The organism is Acinetobacter sp. WU_MDCI_Abxc222 (genome assembly GCF_025514755.1).
Taxonomy (GTDB): domain Bacteria; phylum Pseudomonadota; class Gammaproteobacteria; order Pseudomonadales; family Moraxellaceae; genus Acinetobacter; species Acinetobacter geminorum.
The window spans coordinates 1-22,243 of record NZ_JAHPVG010000023.1 but is presented as its reverse complement, the minus strand read 5'-3'; the positions used below and the strand labels follow the sequence as shown (position 1 = coordinate 22,243).

Here is a 22,243-nt window from a genome sequence, read left to right as displayed (position 1 = left end):
AATCAATCAATGAAAATTATTTCGATTAATCAATCAGTAAAAATCCACACAAGTTGTTCTTCAATTCTCTTAATGATCTTCTTCCTGGTTCGTCACCAGCAAGCTAGGTCGGCTATATTACTCTTAATCTCTTAAAAGTCAACAGGTAATTTCGATATTTTTAAAACTCATTCTCAAAACCAACTTAACATCAAATTCATCACTTAAAGTAATCAACTTAATCACAAGTAACTGTTTTTCAACAAGTTTCTATCTGCATCACCGCCGATGGATGTGCATTATAGACCATTACATTCCCTTTGCAATACCTTTTTTAATATTAGTGCAACAACAGGTTACTTTCTAATCAAAAGTGGTAAAAATAGTCATTTTTTATATAAACATGGTTGTAAAAGCATCAATTTATCTAAAATTTTCTCGTCTTGATTCTTTTCTTGCCATCTAAGTGGACGACAATCAATATATTCACAGTATCCACCCTCTCCTTGCAGACACTGTTCATTCCAGCTTAATTGATATTGAAAGCTTCCCACATATCCAGCCGCCAACCCAAACTTATAATCACCACGACTTTGTGCATAAAGTTCAAAGATTATTTTTCCATTTTTCTCACATTGCCAAGAAAACTCCCTAGGCAAGTACATCTCTTTACCATTTGGTGTTTTAACCTTTGGATAAACTCTGTGGATATGTAAATTTACGTCTTCTGTAAAACTTTCAACAGGCTTTCCAAATTCTTGAATATCTAATCTTGAACATAGGATGATATTCCACTGATTTCTTATTTGTAAGAATGTAAGCTGCGTAGTTTCATTTAAGTTAATAATTTGGCACGTATAGAAACATAAAGATAAGAACGGCAAATGCAAAGCTCGCGCGTGTTTAAATCGCCCCAACCCTTCAATTTGATATTTCTGTCCTTTATAAAAAATTTCACCTTCACATACGCATAGTGTTGACCAATAGTCAGAAACACCCCACTGCAAAGCAGAGGCATTAGATATATTTTCTGAAATCTGAATCGTAAGATCACATCCCATTTCTGGATCTAATCGCTGAAGGCGAATCATGGGAATTTGCCATTGAATCAGATCAGTTTTATCAAATTGATATAGCGTCGAATCAAACTGACATTGGCGTCGAATAGAATATGTTTTTAAATGTCCCACACTATGTTGGCTATTACTTACAAGCACTGTTGCAGTGTCGATAGCTGAAGTTGTAATGCTGTGAGCGTTATAACACAGAGGAATACGTGGCTGTCCCACTAAACTAATGTAATTAAAATAACGAAGTGGGGTTGGTAAATTTGGAAGGATCAAGCCTTGATAAACAATTTTAAAAAAGCCACGAGAAGGTTGATAAACAACCCCCTCTTTACCATTAGGGCCCAGCTGCTGTAATTGATTAATTTCACTTATCAACTTAGGCATACTGAACCTCTTCTATTTTATGTTTTTAGTGTTTCATTACTCTTGCGTGCAAATAAAGTCGTAACAAAACCAGATAGAGCATAGATAATTGAAACTGTCAAAATGCCCATTGGAATATTATAAGTGATTGCAGCAAAAATCAGTACTACTGGCAACATAACTACAAAAGGAACGCGTTTACGATCCATCTGCTTGAAAGAATAATATTTAATATTGGAAATCATGAGTAATCCCACAATTACCATAAGAACAGCATTAATAGTTTGAATCGCAATATCACGTAAATCAAAAATGAAAGGATAATCGCGAGCAACCCAGACGAGTGAAATAATGATAATAGCAGCGAGTGGACTTGCAATGCCGATAAAATAACGCTTATCAACAACGCCAATTTGCACATTAAAACGCGCTAGTCGGAAGGCTGCGCAGGCTGTATAAACAAAACAACAAGCCAAACCAATACGGCCTAAATCATGCAAACTCCAGCTATACATCAGCATTGCTGGGGCCACACCAAAAGCTAACAAGTCTGAAAGAGAATCATATTGTTCGCCAAAAGCGCTTTGTGCGCCAATTGCTCGAGCAACTCGACCATCTAAGCCATCTAATAGCGCTGCAATAAAAATAGCATAGATCGCTTGATTAAAATCCCCATTCATACTTGCAATGATGGAATAGAAACCGGACAACAGAGCAGCGGTTGTAATTAAGTTAGGCCAAAGATAAATACCTCGGCGCTTCACTTTTTGTCCTTCCGGATTATCTTCTTCTTCAACCACTTCAAATGTAATCCCATCAAATGAATGTTCATTGTGAGTTAAATCTTGCTCTGGTTTAGGCGCATTTGTCATTATTTTCTATTCCAAACATGTGCATTGATTTAAGTTAACTGTTACTCACCTACCAACCAGCGAACAGCAGCATGACCACCCGTTTCTTGCATACGAAGATGCGGGAATAACCACTGTAGTGCTTGGTCTGCTTGTTCAGAAAACTGCCAAGGCGGGTTAATCACTAATAAGCCACAACCATTTAGACCTACAGGGGTGTCATCTGGCCATACACAAATTTCACAAACTAACTGACGGCGAATACCCGTTTTAAACATTTTCTTTTCAAAACGTTCAATCATCGCTCGGTCTTTGATTGGATACCAAACTGCAAAAACGCCCGTTGGCCATTTTTTATAAGCTTGTTGTAAAAGTTCAACTAATTGCGGAAAGTCTTTACGTTCTAATTCGTAAGGAGGGTCGATCATAACCAGACCGCGCTTTTCTTTTGGCGGAATTACACCGAGCAAGCCTTCATATGCATCACGCTCATGTAAACCTGCACGTTTATCACGAATGTTATGGCGTAATTCCTGAAATACATCGCGCTGCATTTCAAATATAGTCGCCTTGTCAATTTCACGCATGCCTTGCAAAGCAAACCAAGGAGAACCTGGATAACTCCCCTTACCTTCTTCAGAACGCAATTGTTCTACTAACTTCAAATATTGCTGGATTGCTTCAGGTGCCTGACGCTTTTCCATATCAGATAGTTGAACTAGACGATGAATGCCTGTGAGAAACTCTCCAGACTTTTGTGCAGGTGCCAGAGATAAATCATATTTGCCTGCCCCTCCATGCGTATCGATATAACGATAAGGTTTATCTTTAGCATTTAAACGGTTGAGCAGCTGTAGCAAAAGCACATGCTTCATAACATCTGCAAAGTTGCCCGCATGGAAATGGTGACGGTAATTCATGTTGACTTTAATTCCTCAATTCAACAAATAGTTTAACATGAAAAAAATATTCTTTCGTAAGGTTGTGATCATCTAAAATAGAGCTGCTTGATATTTTTACGATCTACTCGAGGTTATATGCACTCTCATTCACTTCCTGATTCATGGAATTTGGATCAAATTTTAGATGATTTAAATGCGCATGGCTTTGCCATTATAAATCAAGCATATCCAGATCAATATCGCGCACAGGTTTCTCAAGAATGTAGCCATCATATGGATGAGTTTAGAGAAGCAGGCATTCAAAACGGCGTTGTAAGTAATATTCGTAGTGACCATATTCTCTGGATTAATGATCAACTCCCTATTGCTCAGCAACATATTGAAACCTTAACTTTATTTTCACAAAGTCTAAATCAAGCATTCTATTTAGGGATTAAAGAGGTTGAAGCTCATTTTGCTCGTTATAATTTGGGTGAATTTTATGCTTTACATCGAGACAATCCTCAACAAAAAAATGATCGTATTATCTCAACTGTCTATTATCTACATTCAGAATGGCAAGAAGATTGGGGGGGACAATTGCGACTACAAGATAAAAATGAGAAATGGCATGTTGTTAATCCCGAACCCAATCGACTGGTAATATTTCAAAGTGATTTATTACATGAAGTATTAATTTCAAAACAACAAAGGCTATCTATTACGGCTTGGCTTCGTAGTGGAAATTCTATTTGGGTTTAAAGGTTACTCTTTAAATTTGATAAATGAACCCGATATAAAAGCTATTGATTAAAAAAGGTGATGGCGATGTCTATTGAAAGTAAAACAATTGTGAACCGAATTGGTGAAACAGACCAACTTTATTTGACTGAAAATACGCCTGAGCTTGCTTTAGAGCGTGCTGAGTTACGCATGCAACTTGTAATATTAAGTCGTGTTCGCCAAGAACAGCTACATTTTCTACAAGAAGCTATTGTTTTGCTTGAACAAGCTCGGATGGAATATGAAGAAATGCCATTGAGCTTATATCTTAATTTGTCTTTACACTTAGCCAAAGCGTATATGCTTTATTTTGAACTAAATAAAGAAAAACGTTTTGCGTTGATTACTCAACAAATTTTGAAGCCATTAGCACATCATGAACATGCTGATATCTATTTCTTCTTAGCATATGCATCAGCAGCACGACAAGAGTCAGCATTGACACGACATTGGTTAACTAAATATTTATCAACGTCTACATGTGATCTTGAGTTACTTCATGGCCAACCTGTATTTGACCTTGTACGTCATGAGCCATGGTATAAAGATCAATTAAAAGTAAAGACACATTAAACTCTTAATGTAATAAAGCCTGTTTTACGCATTACGTGTAAAACAGGCTTTATTTTTATGAAATTATTTTTTTACACTGTCTTCATGCAGTTGCTCATTAAGCTCATCAATAACCACAATCCACTCATCATCTTTTTCCCAATGACTTTTTAAAAAATCACTTTGGCCCTTTGACCAAAAAGAAGCTTCATGTAATTTCTGTTCGGCTGGTATTTGATGTGTCTTAATAAAATTTTCGATACTTGCTTCATCAGAATCTAAACCCAACTGATCAAATAAAAGCTCTAAAGTAGGTTGCTGCTCAAACATTGTTATTCTCCTATAACTTCTTTTAAATCATCTATTAACTAATCTATCAATAAAACGTTTTTACTTGCATGATAGTGTCTATATTTTCTTGTTGCTTTTTGTGTTTCCCTTCTAATGATTTAATAAAAAAGCACTCTATAAAAGAGTGCTTTTTTACATTTATATATCAGATAAATTATTTCAACATGTCAGCAATTGCAGCACGTTCTTCTTCAAGTTCATTCAACGTAACGTTAATACGTTCACGGCTGAATTCGTCAATTTCTAAACCTTGAACGATTTTATATTCACCGTTTTCAGTCGTTACAGGGAAACCAAACATTACGCCTTCAGGAATACCATAAGAACCATCAGATGGAATACCCATAGTTACCCATTTGCCGTTTGTGCCAAGTGCCCAATCACGCATATGATCAATTGCAGCGTTAGCAGCAGAAGCAGCAGAAGACAAACCACGTGCTTCGATGATCGCAGCACCACGTTTACCAACAGTTGGAAGGAACACATCTTTATTCCAAGCAGCATCGTTGATTTTGTCTTTTAAGCTTTCGCCATTTGCAGTTGCAAAACGGTAGTCAGCATACATTGTTGGAGAGTGGTTACCCCAAACTGTCATTGTTTCGATATCAGAAACTGCAACGCCAGCTTTTTGAGCAAGTTGAGTTAACGCACGGTTGTGGTCAAGACGCAACATTGCTGTGAAATTTTTCGCAGGAAGATCTGGAGCAGATTTCATTGCGATGTAAGCGTTAGTGTTTGCAGGGTTACCTACAACTAACACTTTAACGTCACGGCTAGCAACTTCGTTTAATGCTTGACCTTGGCCGATGAAAATTTCACCGTTAACTTTCAACAAGTCAGCACGTTCCATACCAGGACCACGTGGACGAGAACCTACCAATAAAGCGTAGTCAGCATCTTTAAATGCAACTTTCGGATCATCAGTCCCGATCATGCCAGCCAATAAAGGGAAAGCACAGTCATCAAGTTCCATCATTACGCCTTTAAGCGCTTGTTGTGCTTTTTCAACTGGAACTTCAAGCAATTGTAAAATAACAGGTTGATCTTTACCTAACATTTCACCGCTTGCGATACGGAATAATAAGCTGTAACCAATTTGACCTGCAGCGCCAGTCACGGCAACACGAACGGGTTGCTTCATGTAATTGTCTCCAATGAGTGTCCTTAATCGGGCTAAATAGGAATTCCATCTAACCAAATCATCATAAACGGCAAAGATTGTACTCTAAAGATTTGGCAGATGCATGTAAAAGCGACCCGTTTTCACCAAAAGTCTGATAGAAAATACAAATTAATCTCCACTAATAGATTCAATGTATGATGAGCATTTCCTTACGAAATGTTCGTAATCTTTAATAACTACCTTTAATCATGATTTCACCAGGGCAATTCGATACGACATGATTTGCACATTGTTTATATTGCCCCTTTACCGTGTAACAAACTTTCACTTCTGTTAAGACCACATCCGAACGCGATAGTTGACAACTAAAACGGATACCATTTTGGGGCAAGCTAGGATTAAGGCGAACAAATTGTTGTCTTAATGCGGATTGTTGTATTTCAACATTTGTTGAACTTGTGAGACTAGCCGGAATTTTTAAACGTTCAGCAAAGTTAATAACCGTACGAAAATATTGGCTCGCATTCATAGGAACACACCCCCCTACATTTTTCCATAACTGCACACGAGCATTATTATCGGGCATAACCCGAGCAACGACTTTAGCTTGTAATGGAGAGAGAGTGGCCGAACTTTCTGTGGAACAATCAGTTTTAGTTGTTTCAGGCATAAGACCTGTAATTGTCAGTGAATATCCTTCAAGACATTTACGTTGTTTTTGTTTAGAGGGATCTAATGCACATGCAGCTGGTGTCATTTGTACATGCATAACATATCCCTGTAAATTAACAGTTTCGGCATGTAAAACGGAACTCATCAATCCTCCCCCTGCACAGATTATCCACCATGCAAGTTGTAAAATTGAACGAAGTTCCAAATATCTATATTTCATTTAATTAAAACTTGAATATGCCAATTAAAAGAAGATCCATCATCAACCACCTTAACGTTAAGGCGACGTACGCATTGGAATGACTTTCATACGTTGCGATAAGGACTGGGCTCCTTGACCCAATATTACGCCGTAATGTGTTGCATTCGTCATAACATGCTTGACATAGTCTCTGGTTTCTAACAATGGAATTGTCTCAGTATATTGGTCAGCCGAAATTGATTGATAGTCCGGTTGCCAACGTCTAGCCCGATTAGGCCCCGCATTATAACCTGCTGTTGCCAAAACAGGGTTATTGCTTAATTGTCCCTGAATCATCGACAAATAAAATGTTCCATATCGAATATTGGTATTCATTTCACTCAATGCAGCGGGATTATAAGTTTCACCCATTTGACGTGCAATCAACTTCGCTGTATCAGGCATAATTTGCATAAGACCACCCGCTCCAACGTGAGAACGTGCAGAAGTAACAAACCGACTTTCTTGACGCATTAAACCATAAGCCCATGCCGGATCAATTCCTGCATTGTAACTATGACTTACGACATTAGTCTTATGGGGAGTCACAAAGCGGTAAGTATCATTATGCTTATTTGTTGTACGATCTGCTGCATAGATTGCACGGTCATACCATCCCATGTCATGGGCACGCTTTGCTGCAGCTAAAAGTAAACCGTCATCATGCTGAAGATAAGCTTGGCGAACTGCCCAATTCCACTCTCGATTCGTATAAGTTGGATTTGCATTAATACGTCTTAAAGTAAAAGCACGATTAAAGTGAATATTCTGATCTAAACGTCTTAAATCACTTGCTGTCGGCTGATCATCATAAGGTTGATGGTTATAACGCTCACCTAAACGATCTTTTGCTAAAAGATTATGATAGTCATCACCAGCCTGAGCCAGTTTTCTATAAATTTGTTGTGCGGTTGCTTTAGAAGCACTATCGCCACGCTGTTCTGACGCGCGAGCAAGCCAATATTGCCAACGGTCTTCTTGTTTTTGGGTTACCGTCATACTATCAATAGCACGAATTAAACTTTCCCACGCACCAAATCTAATCGCCTGACGCGCATAAATTTCGGCTTCTTCCGGACTTAATGGGTAGCCATAACTTGCATCAAAGTATTGTAGAACTTCACGATTAAAATTATTTTTCATTACCGTAGTACCACCAATATAGGCTACCGTACGATATAAATATTTTTGTACATTTTGTGGCGTACCTTGGGCGACACGCTGCACATTTGAAAAAGCATTACTTAAGTCATTATTAGCTAAACGCCCTAAAGCAAAAATCAAATAAGCATAATCTGCATCATTTGTCTTAGGTGCACTCCACAAATAATTAAGTGGGTTGGCCTGAATTTGGTTAAGCTGAGCCAAAGACAAATTCAAACCCAGAGTCTGTGCTGTCGCAAGTGCCTGTCCAGACAGACCTGAACGTAACTGTACCCAGAGACGCTGTTGCTTATCTTGTGCGCTCATTAAAGGACTAGATAACATCATGCGCCCTAAACCGATACATGATTCTGGTTGGGATTCAGTTGCTAACCATACATCTTTATATTCAGCAAAAACTAACGCATCGCCGCTTTTCGCCCGCACTTGTGCTAAAGCACAATTTTCGGCTTGGTCAGGATTGGTAACATAAGATAAAACCGGTTGTGCAGATGCAAAGTCAGCTTGTTTAACTTTTTCTTCAACATAGTCGGCCGCTAATTTTTCAGCCATCGCTGATTGTGGGTAGCGTTGAGCAAAGCTTACGATAGAGGCTGTAGGCTGAAAGCCAAGATTCGTATTGAGTTTCCAGTATTCTGGATAATATCCCAATACATCATTTTGCATTGCAAGCTGATATTGGTCTAATAATGCGGTATTACCACTATTTGCAGCATTTAATGCATCATTGAACTGCTCTTCAGCAGCATAAGTAAATGAACAACCAAGTAAACACATAGCTCCTAACCAGCTACGATGCATATATTTATTTTTCATTACACGACTATGGATTGATGAGCTCTTTCTACTTGGTCTCATATATGTGCTAAACCCTGACTATTCACCTTCAACATATAGTTTAATTATTCTTCGTGCTTTCTTTTGTTGTGTTATGTAACTCTATGATTCAACATCATTAAAATCCACCTAATTTACTTCATAAAAACCTTGTCATGTTCTGAAAGTTTACTGTTATCGGTTCAGCTCAAATACTGCTATAATAAATGGTTTGACCCACTTTGGGCCAATTTATTCTTTTTTAGATCGATCTGTTAGGAGCCTGCATGACGGTTCAAACCTTCATTCCCAATGGTGCCAAAGCTGCCTCAGAAAACACTGTTACCCAGCCAACGCACACCACTGATGTTTCAATAAAAAAACTTTATATTGAAACGCAAGGGTGTCAGATGAATGAGTATGACAGTCACCGTATGGCAGACCTTTTAGGGGATTCTCACGGCTATGTTTTAACGACCAACCCTAATGAAGCAGACATTCTGCTCATGAATACATGTTCTATTCGCGAAAAAGCGCAGGAAAAAGTATTTAGTGAATTAGGCCGCTGGCGCAAACTAAAAGATAAAAATCCTGATCTTGTGATTGGTGTCGGTGGATGTGTTGCCTCTCAAGAAGGTGACAACATTCAAAAACGTGCACCCTATGTAGACATGATTTTTGGTCCACAAACATTACACCGTTTACCGCAAATGCTTGATCAACATAATGCTCAAGTAGAAAAACCTAAAAAAGATAAAATCAAACTGGTCGATATTTCTTTCCCAGACATTGAAAAATTCGACTTTTTACCTGAACCACGTGTAGAAGGTTTTAAAGCATTCGTTTCTATTATGGAAGGCTGCTCTAAATACTGTTCTTTCTGTGTAGTTCCCTATACACGCGGTGAAGAGGTTTCTCGCCCATTAGATGATGTACTTGCAGAAATTGCAGGTCTTGCTGAAAAAGGTGTCCGTGAAATTTCACTTCTTGGTCAAAATGTAAATGGTTACCGCGGAGAAACCTTCGAAGGTGGCATCTGTACTTTCCCTGAATTGTTACGACTCGTTGCAGAAATTCCAGGTATTGGGCGTTTACGTTATACAACATCGCATCCACTTGAGTTCTCTGACGAGCTTATTCAGTGCTATGAAGATTTACCTCAAATGGTGTCACATTTACACTTGCCTGTTCAAAGTGGATCTAATGATGTTTTACAGGCAATGAAACGAAATCATACGATTGATGTTTATATCGACAAGATTGCCAAATTAAGAAAAATACGCCCTGATATGCACTTATCGAGTGACTTTATTATTGGTTTCCCTGGTGAAACCGATGAAAACTTCGCCGAAACACTTCAATTTATCAAAGACTTAGATTTTGATCACTCATATAGCTTTGTTTATTCAAAACGTCCGGGTACACCTGCATCAGACTTACCTGATACTACGCCTGAACACGTTAAAAAAGAGCGTTTAGCTCAAGTTCAAAAAGTGATTAAACAATCTAGCATTGAAAAAACTGACGCAATGCTTGGCAATATTGAACGTGTTCTTATTGAAAAAGTCTCTGATCAAGACCCTAATATTTTACTAGGCACAGCTGATAATACCCGTCTAGTCACTTTTGTAGGTGATGCTGCTTGGGTTGGACGTTTTGCAGAGATCGAGATTACTGAAATTAAAACTTTAAATTTAGTTTACGGTGAACTCTTGAATCTTGAGCCTGACGTGGCGTAATGTAGAGGTATTCTAAAGTCTACTGAAAGGTTTTCTCTTGACTGCAGCGATTCGACGTACCGTAACATTTCCTGAAGTTTCAATGGAACGTTTAAAGAGCATCTTGGGTGCCTATAATGGGCACCTTAAGCAAATTGAACAGCGTTTAGATGTCAAAATTACTCATCGTGGAGATGTTTTTCATATCGATGGTGAGATTGATGCTGTTGGGAGAGCCGAAGCATTATTGCAACGACTCTATGAAGAGTCTGAAGCATCCCAGCAAATTAGTGCCGATCTATTACATCTGTTAATTCAATCCTCTCAAACTGAACGTAATTTCGAGTTAGTTGGAGAAGAGATGGATGAACATGATGCACCAATGGATGTCTACTTCCAGACTCGAAAAGGGCGTATTAACCCACGTGGTGCCAATCAAAAACGCTACGTACAGCGTATTTTGCAAAGTGATATTTCTTTTGGTGTTGGCCCCGCGGGTACAGGTAAAACCTATTTAGCAGTTGCCGCCGCAGTAGATATGCTGGAACGTAATGAAATCCAACGGATTTTACTTGTACGTCCTGCTGTAGAAGCTGGGGAAAAGTTAGGTTTTCTACCGGGTGATTTAACTCAGAAAATCGACCCATACCTACGCCCTCTTTACGATGCTCTTTACGAAATGCTCGGCTTTGAAAAAGTTGCCAAGTTAATCGAGCGTCAAGTGATTGAAGTTGCACCTCTTGCATATATGCGTGGTCGCACACTTAACCATTCATTTGTAATTTTGGATGAGGCTCAAAACACAACGCCTGAACAAATGAAAATGTTCTTGACCCGTTTAGGTTTTGGCTCTCGTGCAGTGATTACAGGTGACATTACCCAAGTAGATTTACCTCGAGGCCAACAATCTGGTTTAGCACATGCACTACGTGTACTCGAGAATATTAAAGAAATTCATATTACCCGTTTCCATTCCCGTGATGTTGTACGTCATCAACTTGTTCAAAAAATTGTTGAAGCGTATGAAGGATGGGATGGTGAACAACAGCGTCTTAATGCTGAAGCACGTGCTGAACGCAAAGCACGTCAAGAAGCATTAGTTGCTGAAAACGATACAGCAGCAGACTTGCAACATCAGGATGCGTAAGGATTCATTTTGAAAATCAGTTTAAGTTTACAACAAGACTTTCAATCACCTGAGTTAGAGCTCAAACGAGCTCAACTCAAAAAAATTATTGAGACAACTTTACGCCACGTTGGTTATAAAGAAGATTGTGAAATTGGGGTTGCTTGCGTTGATCTGGACGAAAGTCAGCAACTCAACTTGCAGTACCGAGAAAAAGATAAACCGACTAATGTTTTATCTTTTCCAAGTGATATTCCCGAAGAAGTTTTACCAATGCTAGATGCCTTACCTCTAGGTGATTTAGTTATTTGTATTCCGGTGGTATTACAAGAAGCATTAGAGCAGAAAAAAACTGCCCAAAATCATTTTGCACATCTATTAGTTCATGGTGTTTTACATTTACTCGGTTATGACCACGAAACTAGTGATGAAGATGCTGAAGAGATGGAAGGCTTAGAAATTGAAATTTTAGCAAAACTTAATATTTCAAATCCTTATCAGGAATAATACGATGATTCTTAAAATGTGGGTATCCTAAAAGTTATCCACATTTTTTAATTAGTGAACCTCAAATTCAGCTTCCGCTGGATCAAAACGCCAAGTACGAACAATACGTAACTCCGAAATATCTTTCATATTTGCATCAAAATGCCCAAATGGCGCACCGCGACGTACTGAAGACTTTGCAGCCTCATCAAGTATTGAATGCCCTGAGCTTTCAAGCAAACGAATTGCACGAATTCCGCCTTGAGCGTTCAAAATCACCATTAAACGAACTTCACCTTTGAGCTGCTGCTGTTTCGCTTCTTCGGGATAATAGCGATTACCGTAAAGCTCTACTTTTTCACGAAACTTATCTAAATAAGCAGCCGAGGCATCTTTCTTCGCTTGAATTCCATCTACTGTTTTTATTTTTTGCTGGCGACTAAAATCTTGTCTACGTTGTAAATATTGTGCTTCAAGGCTCGCAACCAACGCAGCTTTTGCTTGAAATTGACTTTGTAATTGTTCTAATTCTTTTTTTCTTTGGCTTGCATCCGCTTGTTTCTGCCAACTTAAAACCGTCATTAGAACTTTTTCTTCAAATTTAAGCTCTCGTTGTTGCTGAATCTTTTGCAAAGTTTCTAACTCTGCATTCCCCGTTGAAGCATCATTAAGCATCGGATTGGGAGTATCACTAGAAGTCCGGTGAGCCTCACGAAATGCACCTGAACCCTGCTGGTCTGCTTGTGCCAAAAAATCTGCCTGAACAACTGGCTCATTGGTTGGTCGAATTGAAATTGCAATTTCTTTAGTAGACTGCTCTGATGGGCTAGGCATAGCAAAGTTAATGAGCAATACAAGAATATGCAGTAAGATTGCTAATATTGTTGCAGCAATAAAGACTCGGTCTTTCCACCAATAATGAAAAGACTCTATAGATAGACTTCTTTTGTTCAACATAATCTTAAAAGCATATAAATGCCTTTTCCCCACGGTTTAATACCGAATAAAACATAAACTGATATTCAAATCTGGATAAAAGTGTGATTCACTTCAAATATAGGATTTTATCCATTTTCATTTTGTCAAAATGTATCAATTAAATTTGTTACACTGCAAGATCAAAACCCGTTTTTTATCATAATAAAGATTGTGTGGGCTCTTTAGTAAATTATCTTCTGGAAGTTCTTTTATGCAAACGCTATTTTCCTCATTAGTCAGACGTCTTCAAAAAGTCTATAAAAAAGCAGAAGCATTCATTGAGGAAGAAAGAGATTTTACATTATCGCAAACCTTTCTGAATGCCACTTTGCAACGTTATGTCACCAATAATGTTGAATTTTTAGATGACCTACATGCTGATCTTTATCATGACTGGTTAAGATTATATGCAACCATGCACGTAAAAGGTTTAGAAACCACATTATCGGTTGATTTAAAACTGATCCAGATGGAATTTAATAAAGAACAACAACTTTTAGTTTTTGAACAAATTAGCAATACACAAATTATCGAGGCGAAATATAAAAACTTTTGGCAAAAAATCGCCGTAAAAGCCGCAGTTTTTTACTACCATAAAATTTTGAAAAAAGATCCATTAGGGATGATTCTTGAACGTTTTAATGTAGCAGAAGAACGCGACGAACTTATATTCCTTGATCTCAATCGTTGGTTTGGTAAAAAAGCCAGCATCATCGAGACTTTAGGCAAAGTACATGTAAATTATGCAAGAGTTCGTGAAGCTGAGTTAGTCGTGTTTGGAAATGTGAATTTAGCAGCCTTACTTTCTCGTGATCAGGATGACGATTTTGAAGATGAATTAGAAGATTCAGAAATAACGCCAATCCAGCAAAAAGATGAATAAATCGTTATAAATGAAAATTAATTGGCTGCCAAAAAACACAAATAGATTACACATTTAGCATAAATCCTGATTTTTTCTCCATGATCAACAGGCATAATATGTTTAAGTTACAGATGCATCAGCACTGACTTTTTAGTCTGTACAAGGATACTTACTTATGGCAACAAAATTTCTGAAATCATTTGGCATCGCAACAGGTATTTCAACAACTTTGCTTTTTGCAGGCTTCTCAAGTCATGCTCTTGCCATGAGCCCATTTCAGGCAAATTATCAGTTTACTTATAATAACAAGGGTATGGGTACGGCTACACGTGCCTTAAGCCAGCAAGGTAATAACTGGACTTATAATTTCACTGCAAAAGCAGGTGGAATTGCTTCTGCAAGTGAAACAAGTAAATTTAGTTTCACTAATGGCAAAATCGGGTCTCAAAGTTTTAGCCGCACCAGCAAAATTTTGATTCATAACAACACCATGAGTATTAACTTCAATCCCAATAGCAAAATCATTTCTACAAAGAAAGATGATAAAGCCCGTTCATTCGCTTGGCAGGCAGGTGTTCTTGATGAGCTAAATGCAGAGTTACAGCTTCGTGAAGACTTAAAAAATGGTTCTCTTAAAGCATCTTACCCACTTGCAGATGCAAAAGAAGTTGAAAATCGTCGATTTGTAAAACAAGGTAATGAGAAAATTAAAACCTCTTATGGAACATTCGATACCATTAAAGTCGTTTTACAACACAAAAAGCCTGAACGCAGCACAATCTTTTGGCTAGCACCAAAATTAGACTATTTACCTGTTAAAGTAAGCCATATTGATGGTAAAACTTCTTATGGGTTGTTATTAACAAGTTATACAGGTAAGACGAATTAAAGCTTGCATTTTTTTGGATGCTTTTTAAAATACGCATTTGCTTTAAAAAGCATCCGTCTAGAGGATTCTCCCGTGCACGCACTAGAACAGAAAATCTTAACAGAAGGTATCGTTCTATCTGATCAAGTCTTGAAAGTCGACGCTTTCTTAAACCACCAAATTGATCCTGTATTAATGCAGCAGATTGGTAAAGAATTTGCCGCTCGCTTTAAAGATGCAGGGATTACCAAGATTATTACCATTGAAGCATCAGGTATTGCACCTGCAATCATGGCAGGTTTAGAACTTGGTGTACCTGTAATTTTTGCTCGCAAATATCAATCATTGACGTTAAAAGATGATTTATATCGTTCAAAAGTATTTTCTTTTACTAAACAAACTGAAAGTACTATTGCGATTTCAAATAAGCACCTTCATTCAACTGATAAAGCATTAGTTATTGATGACTTCTTGGCGAATGGTCAAGCAGCATTAGGATTGATTGATTTAATTCACCAAGCAAATGCAGAAGTTGTTGGTGTAGGTATTGTGATTGAAAAATCATTCCAACCGGGTCGTGATTTATTGCTAGAAAAAGGCTATAGAGTTGAATCATTAGCACGTGTTCATTCTCTTACAGATGGCAAAGTTACTTTTGTAAAAGAATAAGATGTACATCTAAAAAAGAGCGGATATCCGCTCTTTTTTATTTGCTCAAAATTAATCTAAAAGCTTTTTGGCAACCTCTCCTAAACGTTTGCCTTGAGCTTCACACAAAATCTTTTCATCCTGACTTAAGTTTTGGTCATGACGCGGTCCACTTACATGGCTTGCGCCATAAGGTGTTCCACCTGTTTTAGTGTTAGATAATGTTGGAATTGCATTTGGTAATCCCATAATCATCATCCCATGATGAAATAACGGCGGTAACATAGTGAGTAAAGTACTTTCTTGCCCACCATGCATTGAACCAGAAGAAGTAAAAACACAAGCAGGTTTATTATGTAATGCCCCGTTGAGCCAAAGACTCGTCGTTTGATCCCAAAAATATTTCATTTCACTTGCCATATTGCCAAAACGGGTAGGCGAACCTAACGCCAAACCTGCACAATTCGCTAGATCATCTAAGGTACAGTAAATATCCCCTTCTTCTGGAATGCTTGGCTCAGCGATTGTGACGACTGGAGCAATATTTGGTACTGTCCGAATTTTCACTGACATACCCGCAGACTCAACACCATTGGCAATTAAATGAGCCATTTCTTTAGTAGAACCATATTTGCTGTAATAGAGTACAAGAATGTAAGGTTGCATCGGTTTCATAAATTTTGTTAAAAAGAACACTATACGGGATTTTTTATTTTTTTGGCGAAACCAATTTTATGAAATTCTAGCGGTGATTGATGCTGTAGCACAAAAGATAACGCGAGCAAATTTCTTGAACTCGTCGGGTAAAAGGTTTATCTACTTTTGGTAAACCCTTGCCCAGACAACAGAAAGCCTACTTTTTTGAAAAAAGTTTATGGCTACAATTCTTTATATAGCGCATAGTAAACTTACAGAATGTCTTTCATTCTATAAGTTATTGTTTTGCTCTAATCTACTATTTGAGTATTTAAGCTCATACTTTGATAAGTTATCAATCGCCCAACATGATGATTAAAAAAATCGGGATAGACAACGCATGTTACAACGTTTTTTAAGTAAGCTTCCTTTTTATAATAAGACCTGGTTTCAGTTCGTTTTATATGTATTTAAGCGTTTTGAAGCTGATCGGTGCCGCGAACAAGCTGGGTCTCTCACTTACACAACGCTATTCGCCGTTGTGCCGATGTTAACTGTCTTTTTAGTAATTATTTCTTCCATTAAAGCGTTAGAACCTGCAAGACAACAGCTCCAACATTTAATTTATAGTAATTTTTTACCAAAGAGCACGATCGCATTTGATAAAGCGCTAAATGCTTTTACAGAAAAATCTAGCAACTTAACCGTTATTGGTGTGCTGTTTTTATTCGTCACTACAGTTTTAATGCTCACCTCGATTGAAACTGTCTTTAACCGTATTTGGCGCGTTAAAGAAACCCGTAGTGGCATTATGGGCTTTATGCGTTACTGGACGATCATCTCCTTAGGTCCCATTATTTTAGGAAGCGCATTCGTCATTTCATCTACAGTTGCCTCAATGAATGTTCTTAGCAATAACTTTGCTGGCTATCAACTTGATGGAGCGTTCATACTCTGGTTTATTTCTTTTCTATTAACTATTGTTGGTTTTTTCATTTTGTACTGGACGATTCCAAATCGAACAGTGCCTATATATTCAGCAGGTATAGCTGCCTGCTTAAGTGCTGTACTTTTTGAAATACTCAAAAACTTTTTTAGCTTTGTAATGTCAAATTTTACTAGCTATGAACTTATCTATGGTGCATTTGCAGCAGTACCCATTTTCCTTCTATGGATCTTTCTTTCTTGGAATATTATTTTATTAGGAGTAGAAGTAAGTTTTGCTTTAACTGCATTTCATTCAGGTAAAGAGCAAAAACGGCACCCTGTTCTAATGTTATTAGATGTTCTTGAGTTATTTTATAAAAAGCAAAAACTCGGTGAAAGCGTAAGTGACAAAGAAGCTTTAGAAATTTTAGGGCGTGGAGAAATTGGCCGTTGGCCAGCTTATGTACTTTTACTTGAAGAACAAAATTTGGTTAAACGCACCGATAAAGATGAATATGTTCTAGCACGCAATTTGTCCCAAGTTGATTTCTGGAGTTTTTTTACAGCACTTCCATACCCATTACCTTTACGTCAAGATGTTCAAAATATACACGATGACGATGAGTGGATGGAAAAAATTGGACCAGCTCTTGTCGAGTCTAATGATTATTTAGCTGCCAAACTTTCTATTCCACTTTCAACAATTTTTGAAGAGAAATAAAACAACAGAGCCATTCAATAATATAAACATTCATTCCTAACCAATAAAAAACCCTATTATTGAAAAATAATAGGGTTTTTTATTAGCAACTTAGAATAAGTTATGCTTTTACAAAAGTTTCCCATGAAAAATCTTGCGTTGCCCCTTTTAATGTCATTTTCAACTGATCACCTGCATGTAATGGTCCAACACCAGCAGGTGAACCTGTCATAATCACATCACCCGGTTCTAGTGAAAATACCTGATTAATGTCAGTTAACAGATCACCAATAGTAAACATTAATAGTGCAGTATTTCCATCTTGACGTAATTCATCATTAATATGGAAAGTGAATTTGGTCTTTTGCCAATCTGTAATTTCGCTCAAATCGATCCAGTCTGCCAAAACACAAGCACCATCAAAAGCTTTAGCACGCTCCCATGGGTGGCCTTTACTTTTCAGATCATTCTGTAAATCACGCATTGTTAAATCAAGGCCTAAAGTCACTGCCCCAACCACTTTTAAAGCTTTTTCAGGGTCAGTTTCACCTTTCAAAGGTTGGTCAATACGTAAAACCAATTCACACTCAAAATGACAACTGCCCCAAGCCGGATTCCAAGAAATACCGTCATTTAAACCAATCAAGCTACTAGGCGGTTTAATAAATAATATAGGCCTTTCAGGCATAGCATTATTTAATTCTTTGACATGATCGGCGTAACTTCTGCCCACGCAAACGATTTTTGAAGGACGTGTATTCATGAGGCTTCCTTTGTTGTTGAGGCTAATAATTCTAAAAATTTATTTCTTAAATGTATTTTCAAATATGGTTTGATCTGAAACCTGTACAAAGGCACGCTTTGGTACAATAATTACAGTTTTATTCTTTAGCTCAAGCATGTAGGTCAACTTACCTTTAGCAAAAGTTTGTACATCCGCATACTGCACTACTTGCTTACGGCCATTAGCATATAGTTCAAAATAATCTTGATATAGATCGATTCCCTGCTCACTCTTTCCAAACTGGTAACGGACAAATTGACGCTTAAATAACATGGGTAAAAGCCAGTAACGCATCAGACCTTGCATCACCAGAAAAAACACGCCTAACCCGACATAATATCGTCCAACACCAGAGAGACCTAAATAAAATCCCCAAATAATAATTGCGATACTAATCGCAGGTGTAAGAAAACGGGTAAATTGCTTTTTCCCAAATGTCACTAATGAAAATCCATCTTGTGACTCTTCTAAATTCAAATAGTAACGTAAAGATAAAGCTGTTTTTTGCTCGGTCATTGCACTGCATCAATACTCAATAAATCGAAACTATTAGAGCATATTCATTTCAGCTTTAAAATGAATCATAGGCTATTTTTTATTTTGTTTAAAAGTGGAGCTTATTATGCAATTGGAGGATCAGTCTACGTTGCATATATAGAACGTAGATTCATATTTTTTGAGCTTATTTCAGTTTTTAAAATTTCTACAATAAGAGCATCACCTTCTTAGTGGAATGTCTCATGTCTTTTTTTGCAAAATTATTTGGCTTAAAGCAAAAAGCAACAATCTCAAAAGATGTGGTTACCCACACCACTCAAGAGCTCCCTCTTTTCAATCAGCCAAGCTTTTTAGAATTAATTAAAAAACGTCGTTCTATTTATTCGATCGGGAAAAACTTAAAACATACTCCTTCGGAACTTGAAGGGTTAATTCAAGAGGCGGTCAAACATAGCCCTTCAGCGTTTAACTCTCAATCATCTCGTGTCGTCATTTTATTTAATCAATCTCATCAAAACTTCTGGAATATTGTTTTAGATGTATTAAAAACTATTGTTCCTGCCGGAGCACTAGTAGGAACTGAACAAAAAATTCAAAGTTTTGCAGCGGGTGCTGGTACAGTTTTATTTTTTGAAGACCAAGATGTGATTAAAGGTCTACAAGAGCAATTTGAATTGTATGCTGATAATTTCCCAGTCTGGTCTGAACACTCAACAGCAATTGCACAATTTGCTGTGTGGAACGTATTGGCTGAACAAGGTATCGGAGCTTCATTACAACATTACAATCCAATTATCGATGAGAAAATTAATGCTGCTTTTGATATTCCTGCACAATGGACATTAAGAGCCCAATTAGTATTTGGGTCAATTGAAGACGAAGCAGGTGAAAAAGCTTTTATTGAAGACGACAGCCGTTTTAAAACATTTGGCTAATTTTTTTCAACTTTAAAACACTTAAGAGCTGGTTGCCATGAGCACTAGCTTTTAAATTGAAATAATAAAAAACAGGCACAAAAAAACCGCTATATAGCGGTTAATTCTTCAAGTGGTGCGCTCAGAGAGATTCGAACTCCCGACCCCTTAGTTCGTAGCCAAGTGCTCTATCCAGCTGAGCTATGAGCGCGTACTTGATGTTGCGCATTATACGCATTTTTGCAAGCTTAGGAAGCCTTTTTTCATCTTTCTGTCATCAAACGTCTAGTTCTTAGCCATCAATTCAATTTACCTCAGATATTGACTAAAATTATTAGTTTTTTCCCATCTAACATCTATTTGAAATATTTTTTTTCAAATAATTTTTACCGTCTTTTTGAGGCATTTGGCCATATACGTAGAAGATAAAGGCTACTGTTTTAGTCAACATTATAGAAATAATATATTTCTGGTTAAGCTTTAACATTATAAGCTTAAGTAAAATTTATCGAGGATAATGCTTCAAACGAGTGAAAATATGATCAAAAAATAATTAGTGAAAAAAATATTATATAAAAAACATTATTATTTTTACGTCTAAATTAGAGAAGTTATTATTGCTTTAAATATTATTTATTATCAAAAAATGTGACTAAAAATACACATTGACAGCTTTTGATATCTCACCAATACTAAATCGCAATTATTGAGAAATATATCTCAATAATTAACTCGCGCAATAAATAATACTTACTTAAAAATACATAATTATATAGGAAATAGACTGAAATGTTCTTACTAAAAAATCTCGTATCTTCGATATCAAAAGTTACTCAAGACTTGGGTAATGTTGTATCGGTAAATACAAATGTAAATACAGGTTCCGCTGTTAATGTAAACGTTTCTGATATAAACATTTCTAATGTAAATGTTTCTACATCAGGCTTACTCTCTAATGTAATTTCAACAGTAACTAATACGGTTACGCATACAACAACAGGCTTACTTTCTGATGTAGTGGGCACTGTAACAGGCTCTGTCGGCTCTACAAGCCCTGTTGACACTGTAACCAATATTATCGGCGGTGTTACAGGTGGAATTGGTGGTGGAACCTCTCCAATTTCTCCAGTCGTCGAGGTGGTTCAAGGAGGCATTGACATTCTTCAAGGTGTTGAAAGCCTAAAAACTGAAATCATCAATACTGGTATCGACACTGTTGCTGACACTATCATTGGTGCCCTTCCTCAAACTGAACACCCTGTTTCTGAAATTGCCGATCTTGGTACTCTAACTTTCGAAACCTCTCGTGACACAGTAAATGGCACGCTTGAAGTCATTTCTGATCTAGTGGGTGGAGACATTCAAGGCGCAACTGAGTCTGCTACTGGTGTCATTGAAACATTAATCACTAATGGTACAACTGCGACAGGTATTGTTACTGAAGTTGTCGGAAGCATTACAGATGTCGTTGGTGGTGTAACCGGTGGTATTGATGGTAATCCACTTGAAATAATCACTGACATTATTGGCGGTGTAACTGGTGGTGTTGATGGTAACCCACTTGAAGTAATTACTGACATTATCGGCGGTGTAACTGGTGGTATCGGTGATGGCACATCTCCAATCGCTCCAGTCATTGATGTCGTTCAAGGCGGTATTGATATTCTACAAGGTGTAGAGAGCCTAAAAACTGAGATCATCAATACTGGTATCGACACTGTTGCTGATACTATTATTGGTATTCTTCCACAAACTGAATATCCTGTTTCAGACCTAGCTGATCTTGGCACTTTAACTTTCGAAACTTCTCGCGACACAGTAAACGGTGCACTTGAAGTTGTTTCTGATTTAGTCGGTGGTGATATCCAAGGTGCTACTGAGTCTGCAACTGGCATCCTTGGTACACTCGTCACTAATGGTTCAACTGCAACAGGAATTATTAATAACATTATCGGCGGCGCAACAAGTGGTGATAGCCCACTTGGCGTGGTAACCGACATTATTGGTGGTGTAACTGGTGGTGTTGGTGGCAACCCACTTGAAGTAATTACTGACATCATCGGTGGCGTAACTGGCGGTGTTGACGGCAACCCACTTGAAGTAATTACTGACATTATCGGCGGTGTAACTGGTGGTGTTGACGGTAACCCACTTGAAGTAATTACTGACATCATTGGCGGTGTAACTGGCGGTGTTGATGGTAATCCACTTGAAGTAATTACTGACATTATTGGTGGCGTAACTGGTGG

Annotated in this window: 21 protein-coding genes, 1 tRNA gene and 1 pseudogene; 11 read left to right on the top strand and 12 right to left on the bottom strand. The window is 37.6% G+C overall.

Going from position 1 to position 22,243, the window contains the following annotated elements; all coding sequences use genetic code 11:
• Window positions 1-346: 346 nt before the first annotated feature.
• The 3 genes and pseudogenes from KTJ10_RS17915 to KTJ10_RS17905 form a co-directional block, all read right to left on the bottom strand.
• Window positions 347-1,433, bottom strand: a pseudogene (locus KTJ10_RS17915) (DUF6670 family protein).
• Between the two features lie 17 nt (window positions 1,434-1,450).
• Window positions 1,451-2,284, bottom strand: a complete 834-nt coding sequence (gene pssA, locus KTJ10_RS17910) for a CDP-diacylglycerol--serine O-phosphatidyltransferase (RefSeq protein WP_002119541.1) — start codon at window positions 2,282-2,284, stop codon at window positions 1,451-1,453.
• 41 nt (window positions 2,285-2,325) lie between these two features.
• Window positions 2,326-3,183 (bottom strand): 23S rRNA (adenine(2030)-N(6))-methyltransferase RlmJ, encoded by an 858-nt coding sequence (locus KTJ10_RS17905; protein WP_262442550.1) that lies wholly within the window; start codon window positions 3,181-3,183, stop codon window positions 2,326-2,328.
• 117 nt (window positions 3,184-3,300) lie between these two features.
• Between KTJ10_RS17905 and KTJ10_RS17900 the strand changes: the two genes are divergently transcribed.
• On the top strand, window positions 3,301-3,906 hold the full coding sequence (locus KTJ10_RS17900) for a 2OG-Fe(II) oxygenase (RefSeq protein ID WP_262442549.1): 606 nt from the start codon (window positions 3,301-3,303) through the stop codon (window positions 3,904-3,906).
• 66 nt (window positions 3,907-3,972) lie between these two features.
• Window positions 3,973-4,500, top strand: a complete 528-nt coding sequence (locus KTJ10_RS17895; RefSeq protein ID WP_087089456.1) for a hypothetical protein — start codon at window positions 3,973-3,975, stop codon at window positions 4,498-4,500.
• Window positions 4,501-4,563: 63 nt separating this feature from the next.
• On the opposite strand, the gene KTJ10_RS17890 is transcribed toward KTJ10_RS17895, so the two are convergent.
• The 4 genes from KTJ10_RS17890 to KTJ10_RS17875 all read right to left on the bottom strand — a co-directional run bounded on the left by KTJ10_RS17890 (window position 4,564) and on the right by KTJ10_RS17875 (window position 8,846).
• A complete protein-coding gene (locus tag KTJ10_RS17890) occupies window positions 4,564-4,809 on the bottom strand; it encodes a DUF2789 family protein (protein WP_044424980.1) in 246 nt (81 codons plus the stop codon).
• Window positions 4,810-4,984: 175 nt separating this feature from the next.
• Window positions 4,985-5,971, bottom strand: coding sequence for a malate dehydrogenase (locus tag KTJ10_RS17885; RefSeq protein WP_046813482.1), 987 nt, complete (start codon window positions 5,969-5,971; stop codon window positions 4,985-4,987).
• 211 nt (window positions 5,972-6,182) lie between these two features.
• Window positions 6,183-6,845 carry a ribonuclease I gene (locus KTJ10_RS17880; protein ID WP_262442548.1) on the bottom strand — a complete coding sequence of 221 codons (663 nt, stop codon included), beginning with the start codon at window positions 6,843-6,845 and terminating at the stop codon, window positions 6,183-6,185.
• Between the two features lie 57 nt (window positions 6,846-6,902).
• On the bottom strand, window positions 6,903-8,846 hold the full coding sequence (locus KTJ10_RS17875) for a lytic transglycosylase domain-containing protein (RefSeq protein ID WP_086265332.1): 1,944 nt from the start codon (window positions 8,844-8,846) through the stop codon (window positions 6,903-6,905).
• Window positions 8,847-9,133: 287 nt separating this feature from the next.
• Between KTJ10_RS17875 and miaB the strand changes: the two genes are divergently transcribed.
• The 3 genes from miaB to ybeY are packed head-to-tail and all read left to right on the top strand — an operon-like array spanning window position 9,134 to window position 12,197.
• Window positions 9,134-10,585: a tRNA (N6-isopentenyl adenosine(37)-C2)-methylthiotransferase MiaB gene (miaB, locus tag KTJ10_RS17870; RefSeq protein WP_130625963.1), complete on the top strand. Its 1,452-nt coding sequence runs from the start codon at window positions 9,134-9,136 to the stop codon at window positions 10,583-10,585.
• A 37-nt stretch (window positions 10,586-10,622) separates the two neighbouring features.
• Complete coding sequence (locus KTJ10_RS17865) at window positions 10,623-11,711, top strand: PhoH family protein (protein WP_199964081.1); 1,089 nt, start codon at window positions 10,623-10,625, stop codon at window positions 11,709-11,711.
• Window positions 11,712-11,720: 9 nt separating this feature from the next.
• The gene (gene ybeY / locus KTJ10_RS17860) at window positions 11,721-12,197 is read left to right on the top strand and encodes an rRNA maturation RNase YbeY (RefSeq protein ID WP_086399112.1); all 477 of its coding nucleotides are present in this window, start codon (window positions 11,721-11,723) and stop codon (window positions 12,195-12,197) included.
• A 51-nt stretch (window positions 12,198-12,248) separates the two neighbouring features.
• Here the strand turns inward: ybeY and KTJ10_RS17855 are convergent, their stop codons facing one another.
• Window positions 12,249-13,133: an energy transducer TonB gene (locus KTJ10_RS17855; protein ID WP_262442547.1), complete on the bottom strand. Its 885-nt coding sequence runs from the start codon at window positions 13,131-13,133 to the stop codon at window positions 12,249-12,251.
• Window positions 13,134-13,365: 232 nt separating this feature from the next.
• Between KTJ10_RS17855 and KTJ10_RS17850 the strand changes: the two genes are divergently transcribed.
• The 3 genes from KTJ10_RS17850 (at window position 13,366) to KTJ10_RS17840 (ending at window position 15,556) form a co-directional block, all read left to right on the top strand.
• Window positions 13,366-14,037 carry a hypothetical protein gene (locus KTJ10_RS17850; protein ID WP_086265329.1) on the top strand — a complete coding sequence of 224 codons (672 nt, stop codon included), beginning with the start codon at window positions 13,366-13,368 and terminating at the stop codon, window positions 14,035-14,037.
• Between the two features lie 157 nt (window positions 14,038-14,194).
• On the top strand, window positions 14,195-14,908 hold the full coding sequence (locus KTJ10_RS17845) for a DUF3108 domain-containing protein (RefSeq protein WP_086399109.1): 714 nt from the start codon (window positions 14,195-14,197) through the stop codon (window positions 14,906-14,908).
• Between the two features lie 72 nt (window positions 14,909-14,980).
• Entirely contained in the window at window positions 14,981-15,556 is a 576-nt protein-coding gene (locus tag KTJ10_RS17840; RefSeq protein ID WP_002119547.1) for a xanthine phosphoribosyltransferase, read from the top strand.
• A 51-nt stretch (window positions 15,557-15,607) separates the two neighbouring features.
• Here KTJ10_RS17840 and wrbA read toward each other — a convergent pair whose 3' ends face one another.
• Entirely contained in the window at window positions 15,608-16,210 is a 603-nt protein-coding gene (gene wrbA, locus KTJ10_RS17835; RefSeq protein ID WP_262442546.1) for an NAD(P)H:quinone oxidoreductase, read from the bottom strand.
• Window positions 16,211-16,571: 361 nt separating this feature from the next.
• Here wrbA and KTJ10_RS17830 point away from each other — a divergent pair, with 361 nt between their 5' ends.
• A complete protein-coding gene (locus KTJ10_RS17830; protein WP_086399107.1) occupies window positions 16,572-17,819 on the top strand; it encodes a YihY family inner membrane protein in 1,248 nt (415 codons plus the stop codon).
• A 100-nt stretch (window positions 17,820-17,919) separates the two neighbouring features.
• Here KTJ10_RS17830 and KTJ10_RS17825 read toward each other — a convergent pair whose 3' ends face one another.
• Both KTJ10_RS17825 and KTJ10_RS17820 read right to left on the bottom strand, forming a co-directional pair.
• Window positions 17,920-18,561 carry a fumarylacetoacetate hydrolase family protein gene (locus KTJ10_RS17825; RefSeq protein WP_262442545.1) on the bottom strand — a complete coding sequence of 214 codons (642 nt, stop codon included), beginning with the start codon at window positions 18,559-18,561 and terminating at the stop codon, window positions 17,920-17,922.
• Window positions 18,562-18,600: 39 nt separating this feature from the next.
• Window positions 18,601-19,098: a YcxB family protein gene (locus tag KTJ10_RS17820; protein WP_262442544.1), complete on the bottom strand. Its 498-nt coding sequence runs from the start codon at window positions 19,096-19,098 to the stop codon at window positions 18,601-18,603.
• A gap of 224 nt (window positions 19,099-19,322) precedes the next feature.
• Between KTJ10_RS17820 and KTJ10_RS17815 the strand changes: the two genes are divergently transcribed.
• Window positions 19,323-20,015, top strand: a complete 693-nt coding sequence (locus KTJ10_RS17815; RefSeq protein WP_262442543.1) for a nitroreductase family protein — start codon at window positions 19,323-19,325, stop codon at window positions 20,013-20,015.
• A gap of 113 nt (window positions 20,016-20,128) precedes the next feature.
• On the opposite strand, the gene KTJ10_RS17810 is transcribed toward KTJ10_RS17815, so the two are convergent.
• A tRNA-Arg gene (locus KTJ10_RS17810) sits at window positions 20,129-20,205 on the bottom strand.
• Between the two features lie 578 nt (window positions 20,206-20,783).
• Here KTJ10_RS17810 and KTJ10_RS17805 point away from each other — a divergent pair.
• Window positions 20,784-22,243: hypothetical protein (locus KTJ10_RS17805; RefSeq protein ID WP_262442542.1), on the top strand; the 1,460-nt coding region annotated here is incomplete at its 3' end.